The organism is Rhodococcus sp. ACPA1 (assembly GCF_002300195.1).
Lineage (GTDB): Bacteria > Actinomycetota > Actinomycetes > Mycobacteriales > Mycobacteriaceae > Rhodococcus_F > Rhodococcus_F opacus.
The window spans coordinates 108,560-128,054 of sequence record NZ_NSDX01000003.1 but is presented as its reverse complement, the minus strand read 5'-3'; the positions used below and the strand labels follow the sequence as shown (position 1 = coordinate 128,054).

Annotated in this window: 18 protein-coding genes; 7 read left to right on the top strand and 11 right to left on the bottom strand. The window is 62.8% G+C overall.

The genetic code is table 11. The features are described 5' to 3' along the window. Positions 1-231 precede the first annotated feature (231 nt). Together CJ177_RS11150 and CJ177_RS47370 are read left to right on the top strand one after the other, a co-directional pair. Entirely contained in the window at positions 232-726 is a 495-nt protein-coding gene (locus tag CJ177_RS11150; RefSeq protein WP_226955590.1) for a MarR family winged helix-turn-helix transcriptional regulator, read from the top strand. A gap of 30 nt (positions 727-756) precedes the next feature. Next, the gene (locus CJ177_RS47370; protein ID WP_179443200.1) at positions 757-933 is read left to right on the top strand and encodes a hypothetical protein; all 177 of its coding nucleotides are present in this window, start codon (positions 757-759) and stop codon (positions 931-933) included. On the opposite strand, the gene CJ177_RS11145 is transcribed toward CJ177_RS47370, so the two are convergent. The 8 genes from CJ177_RS11145 to CJ177_RS11110 form a co-directional block, all read right to left on the bottom strand. After that, positions 930-1,949: an NAD(P)-dependent alcohol dehydrogenase gene (locus tag CJ177_RS11145; RefSeq protein WP_095867749.1), complete on the bottom strand. Its 1,020-nt coding sequence runs from the start codon at positions 1,947-1,949 to the stop codon at positions 930-932. The genes CJ177_RS47370 and CJ177_RS11145 overlap by 4 nt on opposite strands. A gap of 554 nt (positions 1,950-2,503) precedes the next feature. Beyond that, complete coding sequence (locus CJ177_RS11140; RefSeq protein WP_061045001.1) at positions 2,504-3,433, bottom strand: oxaloacetate decarboxylase; 930 nt, start codon at positions 3,431-3,433, stop codon at positions 2,504-2,506. Between the two features lie 236 nt (positions 3,434-3,669). Further along, positions 3,670-4,320: an isochorismatase family protein gene (locus CJ177_RS11135; RefSeq protein ID WP_005250317.1), complete on the bottom strand. Its 651-nt coding sequence runs from the start codon at positions 4,318-4,320 to the stop codon at positions 3,670-3,672. Then, positions 4,317-6,659 (bottom strand): xanthine dehydrogenase family protein molybdopterin-binding subunit, encoded by a 2,343-nt coding sequence (locus tag CJ177_RS11130; protein ID WP_095867748.1) that lies wholly within the window; start codon positions 6,657-6,659, stop codon positions 4,317-4,319. Before CJ177_RS11130 ends, CJ177_RS11135 begins: the two co-directional genes overlap by 4 nt. After that, positions 6,656-7,198 (bottom strand): (2Fe-2S)-binding protein, encoded by a 543-nt coding sequence (locus tag CJ177_RS11125; protein WP_005250313.1) that lies wholly within the window; start codon positions 7,196-7,198, stop codon positions 6,656-6,658. Before CJ177_RS11125 ends, CJ177_RS11130 begins: the two co-directional genes overlap by 4 nt. After that, positions 7,173-8,072: a xanthine dehydrogenase family protein subunit M gene (locus tag CJ177_RS11120; RefSeq protein ID WP_025433439.1), complete on the bottom strand. Its 900-nt coding sequence runs from the start codon at positions 8,070-8,072 to the stop codon at positions 7,173-7,175. Before CJ177_RS11120 ends, CJ177_RS11125 begins: the two co-directional genes overlap by 26 nt. After that, the gene (locus CJ177_RS11115; RefSeq protein WP_005250308.1) at positions 8,069-8,734 is read right to left on the bottom strand and encodes a hypothetical protein; all 666 of its coding nucleotides are present in this window, start codon (positions 8,732-8,734) and stop codon (positions 8,069-8,071) included. Before CJ177_RS11115 ends, CJ177_RS11120 begins: the two co-directional genes overlap by 4 nt. Continuing rightward, positions 8,731-10,026, bottom strand: coding sequence for an FAD-dependent monooxygenase (locus CJ177_RS11110; RefSeq protein ID WP_025433441.1), 1,296 nt, complete (start codon positions 10,024-10,026; stop codon positions 8,731-8,733). Before CJ177_RS11110 ends, CJ177_RS11115 begins: the two co-directional genes overlap by 4 nt. Positions 10,027-10,197: 171 nt before the next feature. Here CJ177_RS11110 and CJ177_RS11105 point away from each other — a divergent pair, with 171 nt between their 5' ends. From CJ177_RS11105 to CJ177_RS11095, 3 genes are all read left to right on the top strand, one after another. Continuing rightward, positions 10,198-11,388 carry a leucyl aminopeptidase gene (locus tag CJ177_RS11105; RefSeq protein ID WP_257014480.1) on the top strand — a complete coding sequence of 397 codons (1,191 nt, stop codon included), beginning with the start codon at positions 10,198-10,200 and terminating at the stop codon, positions 11,386-11,388. Between the two features lie 24 nt (positions 11,389-11,412). Then, positions 11,413-12,024 carry an SRPBCC family protein gene (locus tag CJ177_RS11100; RefSeq protein ID WP_095867746.1) on the top strand — a complete coding sequence of 204 codons (612 nt, stop codon included), beginning with the start codon at positions 11,413-11,415 and terminating at the stop codon, positions 12,022-12,024. Positions 12,025-12,212: 188 nt separating this feature from the next. Then, positions 12,213-12,785, top strand: a complete 573-nt coding sequence (locus CJ177_RS11095; RefSeq protein WP_306453388.1) for a MarR family winged helix-turn-helix transcriptional regulator — start codon at positions 12,213-12,215, stop codon at positions 12,783-12,785. 226 nt (positions 12,786-13,011) lie between these two features. Here CJ177_RS11095 and CJ177_RS11090 read toward each other — a convergent pair whose 3' ends face one another. The 3 genes from CJ177_RS11090 to CJ177_RS11080 all read right to left on the bottom strand — a co-directional run bounded on the left by CJ177_RS11090 (position 13,012) and on the right by CJ177_RS11080 (position 17,261). Next, entirely contained in the window at positions 13,012-14,346 is a 1,335-nt protein-coding gene (locus CJ177_RS11090; protein WP_095867745.1) for an MFS transporter, read from the bottom strand. Positions 14,347-14,850: 504 nt separating this feature from the next. After that, positions 14,851-15,627 (bottom strand): hypothetical protein, encoded by a 777-nt coding sequence (locus CJ177_RS11085; RefSeq protein ID WP_005250297.1) that lies wholly within the window; start codon positions 15,625-15,627, stop codon positions 14,851-14,853. 293 nt (positions 15,628-15,920) lie between these two features. Beyond that, a complete protein-coding gene (locus CJ177_RS11080; protein WP_257014479.1) occupies positions 15,921-17,261 on the bottom strand; it encodes an MFS transporter in 1,341 nt (446 codons plus the stop codon). A gap of 537 nt (positions 17,262-17,798) precedes the next feature. Between CJ177_RS11080 and CJ177_RS11075 the strand changes: the two genes are divergently transcribed. Together CJ177_RS11075 and CJ177_RS11070 are read left to right on the top strand one after the other, a co-directional pair. Further along, the gene (locus CJ177_RS11075) at positions 17,799-18,665 is read left to right on the top strand and encodes an alpha/beta fold hydrolase (RefSeq protein ID WP_095868201.1); all 867 of its coding nucleotides are present in this window, start codon (positions 17,799-17,801) and stop codon (positions 18,663-18,665) included. Between the two features lie 23 nt (positions 18,666-18,688). After that, the gene (locus CJ177_RS11070) at positions 18,689-19,474 is read left to right on the top strand and encodes an SDR family NAD(P)-dependent oxidoreductase (RefSeq protein ID WP_061044994.1); all 786 of its coding nucleotides are present in this window, start codon (positions 18,689-18,691) and stop codon (positions 19,472-19,474) included. Positions 19,475-19,495 lie beyond the last annotated feature (21 nt).

Below are 19,495 nucleotides of genomic sequence, written 5' to 3'. Positions count from 1 at the left end.
GACGACGCCGCCTCCCGTAATGGTCCAGCACACCAGCCGGCCGATCCTTCTATGCGGCCGCAGTTGTCATGTACCGAGAGCACACGCGCACACGACACTCCCGCCCTGCCCTCTTCGTCGAGGTCGCGTGCTGTCGCCGCTGAACCGCACGCCAATCTCACCGACACTCGAACGTGCCGAACCGTCAAGTCGAGCCAACCCGCCGTAGGTCACACATGGTTAGCTGAACCCGTGACAATCGATAGATTTGACAACACATTGAAGACGAACGATCGGAATGCGCTCGACGCTCCTCCGGACATGGTCTCCGCTCCCGGTTATCTCCTGCGGCGGCTTTACCAGGCCTACCAGTCGGCATGGCTGAAACATGTCGATCCGGTCGCTACCGGACCCCAGGCCGCCGTACTGATGGCAGTAAGGAGTAACCCTGGCGTCGAGCAGGGAGCTCTCGGAGCATCAGTCGCCGTCGACCGATCAACTATGGCAAGCATCGTCAAGCGCCTTGTGGAACGGGGCTGGCTCGAGAGGAAAAGGCCCGCCGAAGATGGGCGTAAACGACTGCTATTCCTCACCGACGCGGGCTATGAGTCAATCGACGCGATTGTCCGACGCGCCCAGGAGCTCGACATCCTTCTCATGGAGGGATATGGGCCCCTCGGCCAAGAACTGATTGTCGACCTACTGAGGTCTTTGGCAAGCCGATGGGAGACGATCGCCGAGGACTGACGTCGTCGAGACCCGTGGCGGCTATATCCCATGAATTTCATCGACCACCTCGCCGACGAGGGCATCCGGCCGTCGATCGGTTCGGTTGCCGATACGTCTGGCAACGGCCTGATGGAGTGCGTGATCGGGCTCTACAAATCCGCACCTCGGTCTTCCACAGCGAGCTTTACTCGACCATCGGCGACGCTGGGTCGACTTGGTGTCTAGAAAGATATGACCACTTTGCCGAAATGCTGGCCCTTTTCCAGGTATTGCAGGGCTTCCCTCAATTGCCTGAACGGGAACCTTCTGTCGATGACCGGTTTCGCGTTGTGCAGATCAAGCGCCCTCATCAGGTCTTCCGTCATTTCGCGAGAGCCGACTGGAATGGTTGCGACACGAATTCCGCGCTCTGTTGCGTCGGCCGATGAGAATTCCCCACTCAAGTTCCCGACACTCCCGACATAGCCCCCATCTTTCGTCGCACGCATCGACTGTCCGATCGTCGCCGCGCCCACCACGTCCAGTACGAGATCGACGCCGCGACCGTTGGTCAGCCTCAGAACCTCTTCTTCCCAATTGGGGTTCTTCTTGTAATTGATACCGTCGCCGGCGCCCATGTCGATCAGTCGCTGAAGCTTCGCGTCGTCGCTGGAGGTTGCGATCACACGCGCGCCGCTCATCAGTGCGATTTGTAAACCCAACACCGAAACGCCGCCACTGCCCATGATCAGGACGGTATCGCCAGTCTTGACTTGGCCGACATAAACTAATGCCTGCCAAGCCGTCGCGCCGGCACAAGGCAGGCATGCAGCTTCCTCATAGGAAAGCGATGCGGGGATCGGGAGTATGTCTTCCTGATCATAAACTGCATACTGGATGGCCGTACCGTCAACATCGGCAGACTTCGCTTTCCAGCCCCGTCTATCCTTCGTTGCGGGACCGCTGTACCAGCCTTCCATGTAAATCGGGAGAACTCTGTCACCGGCCTTGAATCGACTGACCTCGACTCCGGTTTCGATCACCTGTGCAGACCCATCGGACAGAGGCACGATGGGCAAATTGGGCTTCACAGCGTAGACGCCTTTGAGAATTTTGAGATCGCGGAAGTTAAGCGAAGCGGCTTTCATCTCGACCAAGATCTGCGTCGGTCCCACTGACGGCACCTCGCGCTCGATCTCGACAAGTCCGTCATAACCTATTTCATCGAGAACAAATGCTTTCGCAACGCGTTTGTCCGTCATCTGACTTTTCCAACTCCTGTGTGCTTCCGGTTGGGCGTAGCGTTGCTGAAATCGGCATCGGTATCGAGAATGATGCCCATCTCGTCCCAGCAGTTTGTGTTGGCTGGAGATGCGCGGGCCGGTGGCCGCATCCCCGCCGACTGCACCGTTGGCCCTGCAGATATCCGACAAGCCGTTCTCCGTACACAGCGACGCCTGGTGGAGTGCAGTCGATCGCACAGGGCTGTAACAGCAAGCGCAATAGTCGTATTGATGGAAACAATAATCCAGTCATCAACCGGGTGTCGACCGCGGGTGCAGTGCAGTACCCGCCGCGACGACTGCGGATCCGCCGTGGAACGGGCGGTTGGTCATCCGAACCGTGACCACCGCCCGCCGCCTGTGCCACAAACGCCGAGCAAGGTGCTGATGCGGGCCGATTCCCGCGTTCTATGGGAACAATCTCTGTTGGCCGGCCCGGATCTGTCGATGACCGTGCGGATGAGGCGACGGATTCCAAATCTCCAGATGTTTTGTGGGGGAAGTTCTTCGGGCCGAGCCCACCATTGCCTTTGTTACACAGCGGGAACTGCTTCCTCGGACACGTAGCGGTTCTCGAGAGCCCGCACATCCTGCAAACCAACCACCGAAGTGAAATCCTCGAAGCTTGGAAGTCCAGCCAACGACGCCGCCGTAGGCGTGCCGTGTTCCTTCAGGTCCGCCAGGTAGGAACGTGCACGCGCGGTTGCTGCGAGCAGGGTTCCAATCGGATAAATGACCATTGCAAACTGCAGTTCTCGCATTCGCTCGAAGGTGAGAGGGGGCGTTTTCCCGCCCTCGACCCAATTGAAAACAAGAGGCATCTCGGCCGCGAGTTCTCCGGCCAGGCGCTCGATGTCTGCCTCGCTGGTCGGTGCCTCGACGAACAATGCGTCAGCGCCGGCCGCATGGTATGCCCTAGCTCGCGCAATTGCGGCTTCCACACCGTCGACTGCAATAGCGTCGGTACGTGCGATCAGTACCGTGTCCGGATTGCGCCGTGCGTCCACGGCCGAATGAATCTTGCCGATCATCTCGCCTGCCGACACGAGTGCCTTGCCACTCATGTGCCCGCACTTCTTCGGGTTCACCTGATCCTCGAGTTGAATCGCAGCAGCCCCGGCCTGTTCATAGACACTCACAGTTCGAGCTACATTGACGACGTTTCCATATCCGGTGTCAGCATCAGCGATGACAGGGATATCGACGGCGGAAACCAAGCGACGTGTTTGATCAGCCATTTCGGTTCCCGTCAGCAGGCCGACATCCGGCATCCCCAGCAGCGACGCCGTCGCACCGAAACCGGTCAAGTAGACAGCGTCGAATCCCGCAAGTTCGATCAACCGCGCCGTGAGTGCGTCGTATGCGCCGGGGGCGATCACAGGTCCGGTTCGCGGTGCTTCCTCGAGCGCCTGTCGCAACCGACGAGGCGCCGGTACCGTCTCCCGACTCAACATATTGGCCATGCTGTTCCCTTTCGCTAGATGTCTTGCACGCATTGGAATTTGACGTGAAAATGATGGGGCGAGCAACAGCGCCACGCCGTGGATCAGGGCATCGAGATGACACGACACGCTTTGCGGCGGACCGGTCTACCGATGTGTAAGAGCTGACCTCTCTGCCAGTCAACGAGATACGCGGCTGTCAGTCGCGTCGCGTGCCCGTGACACGTCCTCGTTCACGTCTGGCACTGGTTGCAGTACTAGCCTTCAAGGCCGGGCAGAGCGGCAACCCGGGCGATGGCCTCATCCAGATGGCATACGTCCGCATACTTCGCATCGAGGTCGCGGAGGTTCGACTCGTGCAGCTCCGGACTCCGGTCGGCACACGTCTCGCGAACCACCTGGGGCCTGAAACCGTGGTTGAGGGCATCGGTGGCCGTAGCCCGCACGCAACCGGATGTGGATACGCCGCCGACCAGGACGGTGTCCACGCCGGCAGTGTGCAGAGTCGATGCCAAGGAGGTTCCGAAGAAGGAACTCGCATAGTTCTTCGTTATGCGCACGTCTCCGGGTTCGGGCTGCAGCACAAGTTTGCCACCGCGCTCGGGAGCACCCTTTGCGAATGCGGCCAGTCCCGGCACTTTCTTGCCGAACAGGCCCGCGTCCGACATCGTCTCGTCGTACCTGACATCCGTCCAGACGATGGGAAAGCCCGCTCGACGCATGACACCGACGAGCGTTTCCGTCGCTTCGACCACTGCCTCCATCCCGGGCAGCGCAAACATTCCGTCCGCATCGGTGTACGCATGCACGAGATCCACGACGATGAACGCCGGACGGCGCCCCCATCCCACTCGCCCGGAGAAGGGCGCGGTGTGCGAAACAGTTGCGGCATTTTCGGCTCGGGTCACGACGCGGTCTCCACTCTTGACAGCCGGCTCAGCAGCAACTGAGCCTGTTTCTGCACTCCCTCGGGATGCATCGGGAGCTCGTTGAACTCCGATTCCAGGGCATTCGTGACCGCATTCGCCAGGCATGCGCCGGCCGCGATGGTTCCACCCTCGCCGACTCCCTTCGCACCGATGATGCCGTCCGGCGCCGCGACCGGAAGATGCCGGACGGTAACGTTCGTCAGCTCGCTCGCCGTCGGCATCAGGTAGTCCATGAAGGACCCGGCCAGAGGCTGTCCCTCACTGTCGTACTGGAACGACTCGTAGAGAGCCCCGGCGATACCCTGGGCGATGGCCCCCTTGGTCTGCCCGTCGACGACAAGAGGATTGATGACCCGGCCACAATCTTCGGCCACGACCCAGTCGAGAACCTTCACGAAGCCTGTCTCGGGATCCACCTCCACGCGGCAAGCGTGTGTGGCGTACGAGTACAGGACGGTCTCGGCCTCATACGTCCGGCCGAGCGTGTAGCGCCCCTCCGGTGCCTTGGCCGCCAAGCTCCGAACAGATTCGGACACCGTCGGGTCATCGACCACGGAGACCAGACCGGTGCGGATCTGCAGGCGATCAACCGGAACATCGAGCAGTGCCGCCGCGTCCTCCAGCAGGCGACCCTTGAGTTCCTCGCCGGCCGTGACGATCGCCCCGGCGGTAACCGACGCACTCCGCGAGGAGCCGGTACCTGTTCCGTCAACCTCGCCGGAACCCGTGTCACTCTGGATCACGTCGATGTCGTCGTAGTCGATCCCACTGGCGTCGGCCAGGACCTGCGAATAGGTCGTCGCACTGCCCTGTCCGATGGACGGGCTCGACGTCCAGATCTTGGTGCGCCCATCCTGCCCGAGGCTGAGCTGGCAGCTGTCCCATCCCTTCATCGCCGTCATGCCGCGCTGCTTGAAGAGCTTGGAGTTGTTCCCTGTCCACTCCACATAGGTGGCGATGCCCAGGCCCAGGATCTTCCCGTCGTCACGAGCCGCCGCCTGCTCTGCCGCGAAGTCGTCCACACGCAGCATTTCGGCAGCCGCCTCGAGAGCAGCCGGGTAGTTACCGCAGTCGTACTTCTGGTCCGTGACCGTCGTGTAAGGAAGTTCCTCCGGCGTGATCAGGTTTCGCCGGCGGATCTCGACGGCGCTGATCCCGACCTCCTTGGCGAGAATGTCCATGATCCGCTCGTGGATCAACGTGGAGACGGGTAGTCCGACGCCACGGTACGGTCCCGCCGGGCAGGTATTCGTGGTGACGGCCCGCCCGCGGGCACGATAGTTCGACAGACGGTACGGGCCCGGGGTCATGGAAAGGACCCCGGCCGTCTCGAGCACGTGGGTGATCGGGAAGACCGAGTACGCCCCACCATTGCCCAGGGAGTCCAACTCGATCGCGAGCAAGTTGCCGTCGGCGTCCGCCGCAGCACGAACCTTGACCTCGAAGTCGCGTGCGTGCGCCGAGGCGATGAGATTTTCCGCGCGGTCCTCGACCCACTTGACGGATCGATCGAGCTTGACGGCCAGCCAGGCCACCACGAGCTCCTCGGGGGAGACCACACTCTTGAGCCCGAACCCACCTCCGATGTCGGGGCACTTGACTCGCACCCGGAACCCGAAGAGGTCCCTGACGCATTCCATGAGCGCATGCGGGAACTGGGTCGAGGACCAGAGCACGACTTCACCGTCGTCGACGTACGCCGCTGCACCGCGTCCCTCCATCGGCGACGGAACAACCCGCGGGTGCCGGAAGACGCGCTCGACGACATGGGCGGCCTCGGCGAAGGCCCCGTCCGGGTCACCCACTTCGATCAGGCGGTCGAAGAGCACGTTCGAGGTGATCTCCTCGGACTCGTGCAGGATCGGCTTGGATGGGTCCAGCGCATCGGCAATGTGGCTCACGACCGGTAGGGGTTCGATGTCCACGTCGACCTGACCGGCGGCATCTTCGGCGATGTAGCGGGAGGTCGCCACGACCGCGGCGATAGGTTCGCCCACGTAACGCACCCGCTCGTGCGGGAGAATGGGACGCGGAGGCTTGCTCGCGTTCGCGACAGGCGTCACCAGGTCGGGGACGTCACCGAGGTCTTCGCGCGTGAAGACACCCACCACTCCTTCCATGGCTGCGGCATGCTCGCTCCGGATCTCCTTGATGATGCCGTGCGCGATGGTGCTCCGCACATACACGACATGGAGTACGTCGCCGGGCAACCGGACATCGTCCAGGAAGGTTGCGGTACCGGTGAGGAGTGGGCGGTCTTCGACGCGAAGCGTTGCCCGTCCCACCATCCCCGAGTGCTGTTCAGGACTGGCATTCATGACATCGACTCCCCCGAAACCTGTTCGGATGGAAGGCTATCCGTGGACCCGCTCGACTTTCGGGCGGCACGCAACGTGTCGAGAGCCTGTGTCACCGCTTTCACGATGCTCTCGTATCCGGTACACCGGCAGAGGTTGCCCGAGAGTGCCTCGCGAATTTCTTCCTCCGTGAATTCCTTGTTCTCGAGGAGCAGCGGCTGCAGGGCCATCAGGAAACCTGGCGTGCAAAAGCCACACTGAAGAGCATGATTCTCGTGGAAGGCCTGTTGGAGCACAGTCCAGTCGTCGTCTGTGCCTGCCACGGCCTCGACCGTTCTGACGTGGCAACCTTCGGCCTGGACTGCGAACATCAGACACGACCGAACGGGCGAGCCGTCGACCTCCACCGTGCACGCGCCACACACGCCGTGCTCGCACCCGACATGGGTGCCGGTGAGTCCGGCTTCGTGTCTGATGAAGTCCGACAGAAGCGTCCGCGGCTCGACTTCTGCAGTGAAGTCTTTCCCGTTCAAGCTAGTGGTCATGGCGCGGAGTTGCATCGCGGCCCTCCTTTGCTCTTTCGACTGCTTTGTTTATCGCCCGGCGCACGACCACCCCGATGAGTGATCGTCGGTACTCTGCGGAGCCATGAAGATCTCCCGTGGGTTCGCTGGCTTCGCACGCAAGTTGAACAGCCGCCTCGACAGCAGCATCGTCGATGACGCTTCCTGTCAGGCGTTCTTCGGCTCGGGGGACCCGCAACGGTGTCTGCGCCGCCCCGAGAAGCGAGATCCTGGCGTCCGAGCACCTGCCCTGCTCGACCGTGAGGACGACGGCTGAACCGGCAAGGCCGAAGTCGCCGTTCCGTCGTGAGATCTCCTCGAATGCGAACCCGTGACCGGCGGGGAGCGGAGGTACACGGACCTCGACGAGTAGTTCGTCCGGCTCCAAAGCTGTGGTCATCGTTCCCACGAAGAAGTCCTGCGCGGAGATGCACCGCTCGCCCCGGCTGCTGGAACGCGCCACGATGGTCGCATTCAGGGCGGTCAATGCGACCGGCAGCTCGGCAGCCGAATCGGCGTGCGAAACGCTGCCACCGATTGTTCCCCTGTTTCTGATCGCGGCATGCGCCACCCAGTGGACAGCCTCTTTCAACAGCGGCCATCGGCGCTCGATCAGCCGGGACTTCTCGAGGGTGGCATGCCTGGTCAGGGCACCTATTTGCAGGTATCCGTCAACGGATCTGAGGTACGCGAGATCGATCAATCGATTGATGTCGATCAGGCGCTCAGGCGATGCCATACGGAAGTTCAGCACCGGGATGAGGCTCTGGCCCCCGGCAAGGATCTTCGACTCATCCGGATCCTCGGCGAGCATACGGAGCGCTTCGTCAACGCTGTCCGGCCGCAGGTAATCGAATCTTGAAGGCTTCACGAGCCCGCACCCCGCAATCGTCCGTCGCCCCGAACCGCGCGGATCGCACGCCAGATCAAGTAGGTGAACAAGGCTGTCCCTCCGAAGGTACCGAGTGGGAGAATGACCCGCTTCAACCTGGGGTCGACGAGAGTCTTCGCGGCCCCCGGCTCCACGGCAAGCGGTGCCGGGTTCTGATGCGCTGCAGCGCCGGGAGCCCGCCAGGTTCTTCCGGTGTCCTCGCCGAGCAGCGCAACGGCCCTGGTGCCGAATTCCGAAAGCCTGGCGGAGACGGTCCGCTCGATCTCCGCGTGGGAGCGGCGGTTGCCGATTCCTGCCATGCTGAGACAGGAGTTCATCACGAGCGCACTCCCCTCGCCCTCGACGGTTACATCCACGTCCACGATCAGGGACGCAAGGCCCCGTCCATCGACCTGACGCGCCAGCGCCTCGTACCGCAGACTGCGTCCATCCGAGTCGAAGTCGATGAGGCGCAGCCCGAACTGATAAGTGGCCACCGCTGCTGGGTCGTCGCTGGTGAAAGTGCCCCGCAGTAGTTCATCGGCGACGCCGGTTTCCAGCTTCACGTCAGGAACGCACTCGGCCAGAAACTCTCGGTCGGCGAGAGCGTTGAGCGCCTGGTCGCTCGACACAGGCAATGTCGCATGAAACGGAGTGATCATTCGTCCTGCAATCTCGCAAGAGCCGGGCGGTCCCCCTTGCTGAAGACATACGCGGGAGACATCGGCTCGTGCCTTCCGTTCCAGAGCCACTCGTAGGAGACGTCCGACTCTCCCTCGAATCGTGCCAGCTTCTCATCCCGGAGCTCCTGCTCGGGTCCGTCGGGCAGCTGGTAGAGGTGGGCGTTCTGCGCCGAGGCCTCCTGCACCATCCCTGCACGCTTGGCGCGCTTTGCGCCGTAGCGCAGCAGCGCAGCGGAGATCTGGTCCTTGTCGACGACGGCGAGTTCCTCTGCGAGCACGGCCGCATCCTCGATCGCCTGCGAGGCACCCTGAGCCTGGAACGGCACCATCGCATGTGCGGCATCGCCGAGGAGCCCGACATGCCCCTGGACCCAGACCGGATTGCACCGGTGCGCGAAGAGGGCCCACTTGAGGATCGGCCCCTCGGCCTTCTCCAGGATCGAAGCGATCCGCGAGTCCCAGTCGCCGAATGCCCTGATGAATTCCTCGGCTGTCGTCTCCTCGGTCCAGCCCTTGTCCAGGTTCACATCACTGGAGAGGGCCGCAGCCACGTTCAGGTACTCCCCACCACGAATGAAGTAGTGGACCAGATGCCTACCAGGGCCGTACCACATCGTCGAATGGAAACTGTCCCACAGGAAGCGGGTAGCAGGGTCCGCCTTCAACTTCTCACCCGGCACCATCGCCCGGAACACCATCTGCCCGGAGAAGAGGAGGTCCTCCTCCTCGCTCATACCCATGGCGGCACGCACCCGTGAATGCACTCCGTCAGCTCCGATGAGGACATCACCCTCGTATCGGCGGCCGTCCTCGGTGATTGCCACCGGAAGCGCCGGGTTCGACTGGTCGGCGGTAGCCACCTTCGAGTTCGTGTGCAGGTCGACAACAGGTCCGGGCAACGTGGGATCCGAGCACACATCGACGAGCATCTGGTGAAGGTCCGCGCGGTGGAAGTGCCAGTACGGCGCCCCGAACTCTTGCCACAGGGTGTCGCCGAGCGGCCGACTGGCCAGGATCTTGCCGTCGCTCCACCGTCGACGCACCTGGCTGGTGGGTTGCGTCTTGATCGCTTCCAGCTGGGGCCGCAGGCCGGCGTTGATCAGGATCCGGCTCGCGTTGGGCGCAGTCTGGATGCCGGCACCGACCTCCCCGAGTTCGTTGGCCTGCTCCAGCACGGTGACCTTCATGCCGACACTGCGCAGCAGGTAGGCCGCGGTGAGACCACCGAGGCCTCCGCCCGCGATGACGACTCTGTGAATATGGTTGCTCAATGGAACCTCCTGAAACAAGGTGGGTGCCGTGCCGAGGTTCTGATGACTACCTCCCAGGACGACTATCTCACCTAGATAGTACGCACACTGACGAGTTTCGCAATAGATGTCTCGACACTCGCCATCCTCGAACGAAAAACCCCACCCCCCGACCCTCCCTGCCTCGCGTAATTGACAGCGCTGAAACACGCCTCACAGTGCGGAGACTTCGAGCAGGCCGCCATACCGCTTGACAAAACATTGACGGCAAACAAACATCGGATCCAATGCGATAGTCCGTGTACGAATTACTACCTCACGAGAGGGGTCTTCACGATGAATCCGACTGCCTTCAACGAGCTTTGCCTGGAGGAACTGAAGCTTTGCGGAGTGAACGAGTCAGAGACGATCGCCATTCTGACACGCGGTGACGAGAGGACCGCCTACGCAGACTCCTTCATGTGGGCGGCGCAGCGTCTGGGCGCCCAGACATACCACTTGCGCTTGCCGGCCCCCAGCGACCCGGCTGGTGCCTGGCAGGTCGGCGACGTGGGGCTCGGCTCCAACCCGCTGGCCGTGGACGCATTGAAGAAGGCCGACATGGTCGTCGACTGTGCGCTGATGCTCTTCAGCCCCGAGCAGTTCGAGATCCAGGGCGCCGGCACACGTGTGCTTTCCGCGATCGAGCCTGTGCCGGTACTGGCACGTCTCTTCCCGACACACGAACTGCGAGACCGCGTCGAACTCTCCCAGAAGTACCTGGCCGAGGCGAAGTCCCTTCGTATCACCAATGACCTCGGCACCGATGTCACCTACCGCCTCGGAAAGTACCCGGCGATGGCCGAGTACGGCTACACGGACACCCCCGGCCGCTGGGATCACTGGGGCTGCGGGTTCGCATTCACCGGCGCCTACGACGACGGCGTGGACGGCACAATCGTGCTCAGCCCGGGTGACATCATCCATCCCTTCGACACCTACGTGCAGTCGCCGGTCAAGTTCACGATCGAGAAAGGCTTCATCGTGGACATCCGAGGGGTCGACGGGCATTCCGGCCTCGATTCCGACTTCGTCAAGGCACACATCGACGGTTTCGCCGATCCGCGCGGCTTCGGCATGAGCCATGTGGGTTGGGGCCTCGACGAGCGCGCGCGCTGGCATGGGATGGTGCAGGATCCCAACGTGATCGGGGTCGAGACCCGTTCGTACTATGGCAACGTAATGATCTCCACCGGGCCCAACAACGAGCTCGGCGGCCCCAACGACACGCCGTGCCACATGGACATTCCGATGCGCAACTGCTCGCTGTACCTCGACGACGAACTGATCGTCGACAGAGGCGACCTCGCGGTCCCCGAGCTCCGGCCCGCGTCGCGCCGCTGACACGACAAGACCCAGGAGAGCATCATGGAACTGACCAACACGTTCACCATCGAGGCGCCGATCGACGATGTGTGGAGGGCGTTCAACGATCCGGAGTTCGTCGCACCCTGCTTCCCGGGTGCAGACCTGACCGAGTACACAGGTGACTCGTTCACGGGCGGTGTGCGAGTCAAGCTCGGCCCCGTCTCGTTGAAGTACAAAGGCGCCGGGGTCTACATCAAGCGTGACGAGTCGAGCCGACGCCTGGTGATCGAGGCCGAGGGGCGAGACACCAGCGGCAATGGATCCGCGCGCGCGGTCGTCACGGGCTCCATGGAGTCCGCCGGTGCCGCGCGGACCAATGTCACCATGGTGACCGATCTCAACATCACCGGACGGCCGGCACAGTTCGGCCGCGGCATCATGTCGGACGTCGCCGACAAGATCATCGGCCAGTTCGCCGCACGGCTGGCCGACAAGCTCAACGGGGCCACGGGCGAGCCGGGTGCCTCAGCCAATGCGTCGGAGGAAGAGGATTCGCTCAACATCCTCGGCGCTGCGGCGGGCCCGGCACTCCGTGCGGCTGCGCTGGCGACGGTGGCGACAGTGGTGATTGTTCTCGGGTACCGACTCGTCCGTGGACGGGTCCGGTCGTGAGACGTGGTTCGCGAGGTCTGACCCTCGAAACGTCGAGTCGGGGGTACAGGCGTTCCTCGGCCCTCTGGCCGCGTTGCGACGCCGGTTCTCGAAGTTGAGGTACCGGGTGGGGCTGCTGAATCCGACTCCGTATCACGGACTTTACTGGTCGTCGAGGCGGCAAGTCGAGTCCGGGCCGGGCGATCGATATGACGATCGATGCACTCAAATGCCGGGGGAGCCATCCAGCAACCGACAGGCAGGCGTACCCTCCGCCCATGGCCAAGCAGCGAGAGACTCCGGCTATGAACCATCACGATCAGAAGCGTGAGTACCCAACCCCACCCGACATGATGTCGGCACCGGGGCACCTTCTTCGTCGTCTCAACCAGGCATACCAAGCGGCTTGGCTCGCCCATGTCGACACGACGACAACCGGACCACAGGTGGCAGTCCTCATGGCCATCCGCACCTACCCGGGAGTCGAACAGGGGATGGTCGGAGCTTCCATCTCGTTGGATCGATCGACCATGGCCAGCATCGTCACCCGTTTGGAAGAGCGCGGACTGATCTCTCGGATCCGCCCTGCCGACGACGGGCGCAAGCGGCTCCTGTACCTCACCGATGAGGGCAAGGCGGCCGTGAAGGATCTGGTCGGACGTGCGCAGAAGTTGGACGGCCTGCTCATGGAGGGCTTCGGTCCCCTGGGGATGGACATTGTCGTTTCGATGATGGATTCGCTCGCGCAGCGCTGGGAGGACGTCGCTGACCGACAGGGCTGATCCGGTGTCAGCCCTGGTGTCGCAGGTCAGAACTTCGATTCTGGCCCCGACACCTGACCGGTGGCGTCACGGTGTCCGGCCCAGTCGTCCAGGGACTTCTCGCCATGGCTCTCCAGAAGTGCCCTGAGGACGAACACGTCGTCGATGTCATCCGCCGTTCAACCCCAAGTGCCCCGAGCCAATGGGCTCGGGGCACTTGGGGCGTCGCCGGCGTGTCGACCTCTAGCTAGTCCGCGAGTTCATGCTTGCGGGTGTCGCCGAGGCTGTAGCAGGCGATCGCGCTGATCAGGCAGAAGACCCCGACCATGATTCCGACCGACACCACGTGCATGCCGCTTCCGACCATTGCCGCTGCGACGAGCGGCCCCAGGCCACCGCCGATCAGGCCGGCGAACTGGTATGCCACAGACGCACCGGTGTACCGGTGCCGGGTAGGGAACACCTCGGAGAGAATCGACCCGACCACGCCGAGCGTTGCGGCGTTCAAGAAGCTCATCCCCACGATGAAGAGCAGGAAAATGACCCACGTTTGGCCCGTTCCCACCATCGGGAATGTGAAGAACGAGAAGACACCGAAGGCCAGGCAGGCCGGAACGTAGATCGCCCTACGTCCGATCCTGTCGGAGAGTGCACCGAGCACGGGGACCATCGCCATCATGCCCAGCAACGAGATCATCATGGCATTGAGGAAGACCTGCCTCGGCAACCCCAACTCCGTTGTTGCATAGGTAATCACGTAGGTCGTCAGGATCGCCTGCGCCATGAACGGCCCCGTGTAGGTCAGGATGCTGACGACGGTGCGGCCTGGCTGTTCCTTGATCAGGGAAAAAATCGGCAACCTCCGCTCGGACTCTGCCGGCGCCTCCTTCTTTGCTTCCAGGAAAACCGGAGACTCCTCGACCTTCAGTCGGATGTACATGCCGACGATCACCAGCGCGATCGACGCCACGAACGGGATGCGCCACCCGAACGATTCGAACTGCTCCTCGGAAAGGAAGCCGAGAGCAGCGAACGACGCATAGGCCAGGAATACACCGCATGCCGAGCCCATGGCAACGGCGGTGGCGGAGAAACCTCGCTTCTTCTTGCCGGCGTGCTCGACCGCCATCAGCACAGCACCGCCCCACTCACCACCAACCGCGACACCCTGCACCACGCGCAGCACGATGAGGAGGATCGGTGCCAGGATGCCGATCTTTGTCGACGGTGGCAACAACCCGGTGAGGAACGTGCTCACACCCATGACCGCCATCGTGGCGACCAACACGGATTTGCGGCCGTACCGATCGCCGTAGTGACCACCGATGATGCCCCCCAGCGGTCGGGCAGCGTAACCGATCGCAAGTGTCGCGAAGGAGAACACGATGCCCATGGCGGAGGGAACCCCGGCAAAGAAGACCTGGGGAAACACCAACGCCGCCGCCGTACCGTAGACGATGAAGTCGAAGAACTCGATGGTGGTCCCGACGAAACTCGCGGCATAGATCCGGGCGGCCTGCCCACGGGGGAACGCGACCCCCTCCGCTTCGGACTCGATGGTCCGCGCATCATTGACTTCCACCCTGTGCCTCCTTCAGTTGCTACCGCGCCCCCTGGCCACTCCTGACCCGGGGGCGCGATATGTCCCGATTCGTCCTGTCCAGGTCGCTACCGAGACATGCTGACCAGCAATTGATTCAGAGGTAATCCGATCACACACTATCTCCGGCCGCAAGCGGAACCGACGTGCGCCCGATCACCGCATTTCCCGGCGCTGTGCCCGCTCAGAACCTCAGCGATCCTGCCACAATCGCAGTCACCAGCCGCTGCCATCAGTGCCCTGACTACTTGGACCGAGGCCGGCCCGGGCGATACGACATCCACTGCTGTACCGCCAGGCGCCGGCCCATCACCTCGCCGATGCTCAGCAGTAAGGATTTTCGACGATCTTGTGTTCACGGCCCATAATACGTTCCTGCGCAACAGGTTCCGGTACGAGTGCGCCCGTCGCCAAACAGGGTCGTATGGTGTCAGCGCGCGGTGGGCCCGTGCGATGCTCGACGGATGGTGAAGCGCCGCACATGCATCACAGACTGTCGAGAAGGGAGCCCCAGCCACCGGAGGTCTCGCGAACGCCGAGGAGACTGAGGATCTTCCAGAAGAATGCGGAGTCGCTGGAGATCACGGGCTTCCCAAGATCTGCCTCGAGCGGCGCAATGATGTCCATCGTGTGAACCGCGGCGCCGGACATGATGATGCAGTCTGCCTCGGGCGCCTCGGCCGCGACCTCACGCGCACTCTTGTACGCGTAGCTGGCCGGGTACCAGAGGTTCCTACCGTCCACCGACTCCTCGTCGGGGAAGCGCTTCTGGTCGACCCAGTTCTTGATGGTCAGCACACGAATGCCGCCGGCCTCCAGGAATTGCGTGTACCGCTCACTCAGCTCTCGGCTGTAGTAAGTCGATGAGATGGCAACGGTTTTGTACCCCCGCTCCTGCAGTGCCTCGACGATGGACAGGCCCATCAATGCGACGGGTTTCCCGGAGGCCTTTTCCAGTTTTGTGGAAATGTCTTCGGCCCACTCGAGACCCGTACCGCCGGCGAACGAAAACGGCGTGCCGACCTGGCCGACGATATCGACGCCGGCCGAGCCGAGTGCAGCGGCGGAGGTCTCGAGCTGCTCGACTGCCCGCTTGATATTCGTGGCATCCACGCGGAAGTTCGGTACGTACGGGAAGGTCTGGTACACACCCACTCCCTCCGGAGCGACACGCGCGAGCTCGACGTGAGCGTTCTCGATAACCGGTGTAGAGATCAACCCGACCTTGCCACGCCAACCATAATCAGCAGACCAATGCGTCATTTTCCTCGAGCTCCCTTTGTCTTTTCGATAAATTCATACTGCCCCTACGGCCGGGCATGTCGTGACGTAGCGCGACGAAGGAAACAGCAGTTGCGCCGTCCCCGCGTCGTGGATTCCCGTCGCGGACGTCCCTACGACGTCCTCGATGGAAGAAGTGATCGCGCTTTTGCAGCCTCTCGAGGGCTGGATTCGGTTTGTTCCCGCGGCGCCCGACTCCGTCGCTCGAGTCAGAATATTCTGCACACGGACTAACCTGGAGAGTCAACTCTCGGGCGCATCACGATTCGGCACTCTCACACCCGGGTGAGGTTGGCTTTTCGAGTGTCTCCCAGCATCATCGTGGAGCCGGCACTGATCGCGCAGAACACTGCAATCATCAGCGATACCGCGATGACGCCCAGATCAAGGGTGGTTGCCAACGCCGCGGCGACCAGGGGGCCGAATCCACCACCGATCAGACTGGACAACTGGTACGCCAAGGACGTACCGGTGTAACGAGATTCGGTCGGAAACACCTCGCTGAGGATCGCGCCGACGGGACCGAGGCACGCGGATTCGATCACCCCCATGGAGATGAAGAAGGCCAGGAACACGAGTGCTGCAGAGCCCGAGCCGATCATGGGAAAGATCAAGAACGAGAAGATTCCGAACAGGATCGCTGCCGGCACGTAGACAACGCGTCGCCCGACCTTGTCCGAAAGCGCGGCGAAGAGCGGCACACCGACGACCATCACGGCTAGCGACACGGTCAGGGCGTTCAGCATGAGTCCTCGCGAAGCGTCGGTGTGGGTCGTTCCCCACGAGACGACGAAGATCTTGACGATGGACTGAGCCATGACCGGGCCGACGTACACGCACAGCGCCAGCACGAGCCGTCCCGGGTGGTTGCGAATCAAGTGGACGAAGGGTGCCTGCTTGCGGGTCTTCGTCTCATTCTCTCGTTCGTCGACCGAAGCCTCGAAGACCGGGCTCTCCTGGACGTTCATTCGAATGTAGGCACCGATTGCAATCAGGACCACCGATGCCAGGAACGGGATGCGCCATCCCCAGGTCATGAATTGATCCTCGTTCAGAAGTCCCAAGACGGCGAACGACGCAGTAGCCAGAAGTGCCCCGAGCGCCGCTCCGACGCCGGTCGCGCTTCCGAAGAGTCCGCGAGACTTCTGCGGGCCGGTTTCAACCGACATCAGCACCGCACCGCCCCACTCGCCACCGACGGCGAGCCCCTGGATCAGGCGAAGGGTCACGAGCAGCACCGGCGCGAGGCTGCCGATCTGTGCCGTAGTCGGCAGGAGTCCGATGAGCATCGTGGAGACACCCATGAGGACGAGGGTGATCATCAGCACGGACTTTCGTCCCGTTCGGTCGCCGAAGTGACCGAACACGACCCCACCGAGCGGACGCGCCAGGTATCCGGCCGCGAATGTCGCCAGCGAGGCGATCACTCCAGCGGCCGGGGACATGCCGGAGAAGAAGATCGAACCGAAGACCAGGCTTGCGGCAGTCCCGTAAATGGCGAAGTCGTAGAACTCTACGACACTGCCGATGAGACTTGCCAGGTACGCGCGGCGCTGGTTGCGGGCACTGGGACCGGACTCGAGGGCAGGCCTCGCCGCTGCTGATTCCGTCGCCATGGCGCTCCTTGGAAGATCGGTTTGTGACATTGGATGTAGCCAGCCTTTCCTTCGCCCGCCCGAGTTATGTGACGTTCGTCTCGCGGCTTCAGGAAGTAATTGGAACACGGACTATCTCCATCCGCAAGAGATGCGGGGTGGATCTGGACAATCAAATCTCCGCAGGCTCACCGCCGGTCCGGCGAACCGGGCCTGCGGGCAGCGGGGCCTATCCGTCCGCACATCTATGCAGGTACATGGTCCCTTAGTCGCAGATTCCCCGCCGGAGGTCTCTGACTCGGGGGGTTTCCGAACCGAGTCGATCCGACGACGAGTGCCAAACACAGATGGCCGCAACGCGCGGATTTGCTCTGCGTACTGATCATTGCGCGAATAGGTCCACTTTCCCGGCGCAACGCGGGCTGCCACTTCCGCGCCGCGCGACCCTGAACAATCCCTCCAGCGCTGGGCATGTGGGTTGACAACGACTGCACCACGCAAGATGATCAGTGGACAAACTATCTTCGGGTTCGCCCGACCTCCGACGAGGAGCAGCCGTTGTCCGCAGATAATGTCCGCCGCCCGAGGGCCGTCCTCCAAACGGCCCTCGCCGACCTCGCATCGTTGCGGGCGACCAGCCGCTGGGTCGACACAGGAACACTGAGGCTCCACGTGCTCGACTACGGCGGGAACAAACCGCCGATGGTGATTTTGCCCGGAATCACCAGTCCTGCAATCACACTGGACTTCGTGGCGAGCGAGCTGCTCGACCTCGTCCGCCCCGTTGTCGTCGACATGCGAGGACGAGGACTCTCGGACAGCGCCGAGTCGTACTCCTTGAAGGACTATGTCGATGACACGCGAGCGGTGATCGATTCCCTGCATCTTGAATCACCGGTCCTGTTCGGGCACTCGATGGGTGCTCGAGTAGCAGGACTCGCAGCATCCCTCGATGCGGAGAAACTGGCCGGCACCATCCTCGTCGACCCACCGATGACGAGCGGCCCAGGCCGCGGGCCGTACCCCGTCACGCTGCACGACTTCGAGGATCAACTCGTCGCGGCGAGGCGCGGCTTGGATCCGGCGGACATGGCGCGAACCTGGCCGACCTGGCCGCCACGCGAACTGGGACTTCGTGCTCGCTGGCTGTCGAGTTGCGCGGACGAAGCCATCGCTCGAACACACGAGGGCTTCGAGAGCGACGACTTCTTCGACTTCTGGCCGGGAGTCCCGGAGCCGACCGTGCTGATCTACGGGGCCGACAGCCCCATGGCTTCCGGGCAATCCATCGAAGAAGCAAAGCTGTCCAACCCGAAGGCGCGATTCGTGAAAGTGCCGGGGGCCGGCCACATGGTCTTATGGGACGCACCGGAGCGGGCGCTCTCTGCGCTGCGTTCGGTACTCACCGACTGGGACACCAAGTAACGATGATACGGAGGACACACTGAATGACTGAATCTGAATCGGCACGTTCGCGCGGGGCGATCCTCACCGGTGCCGGTGGTGGCATCGGGACCGCCACCGCTGTCCAACTTGCCCACGACGGCTACGCTCTGGCGCTCGTGGACCGCGACCAGCAGCAGTTGGACCGCGTGGCGGATCTGGTCCGCGCAGAGGTTCCGACTGCCGAGCTCCGGACGTACGTCGCCGATGTGACGGATGGCGCGGCAGTGGCGCACTACATGCAGAGCGCGGGGGCCGAACTCGGCCCGATCCGGCTTCTGGTCAACAACGCAGGTATCGAGGGCCGCGTCTGCGCGATCCATGAGTACTCCGAAGAAGAGTTCGATCGGGTGTGGGCCGTCAACGCACGCGGAACCTGGCTCAACATCAAGCACGTGGTGCCGCTGTTGCTCGCGGACGGCGGCTCCATCGTCAACGTCGCCTCGGTTGCCGCACTCCGCTCGTCGGTGCTGTTGGCGCCCTACGTGGCGAGCAAGCACGCTGTCCTGGGTCTCACCCGATCGGCAGCCAGTGATTTGGCGCCCCACGGCATTCGGGTGAACGCGGTCTGCCCGGGGCCGGTCGATACGCGCATGATGAATTCGTTGAGCGAGCAACGCGTGCAGGCTACGGGCGGAGCCGATGGAGCGGCGGGCCTCGTGTCGCGGGTGCTTCTCGGGCGCATGGCCGAGCCGAGCGAGATCGCCTCGGTTGTCGGTTTCCTGGCATCCCCTGCCGCTTCCTACATCACCGGCAGCGCAATAGTGGCTGACGGTGGCCTGTCGATCTGAAACCTCACGTGAAGAAGGCGG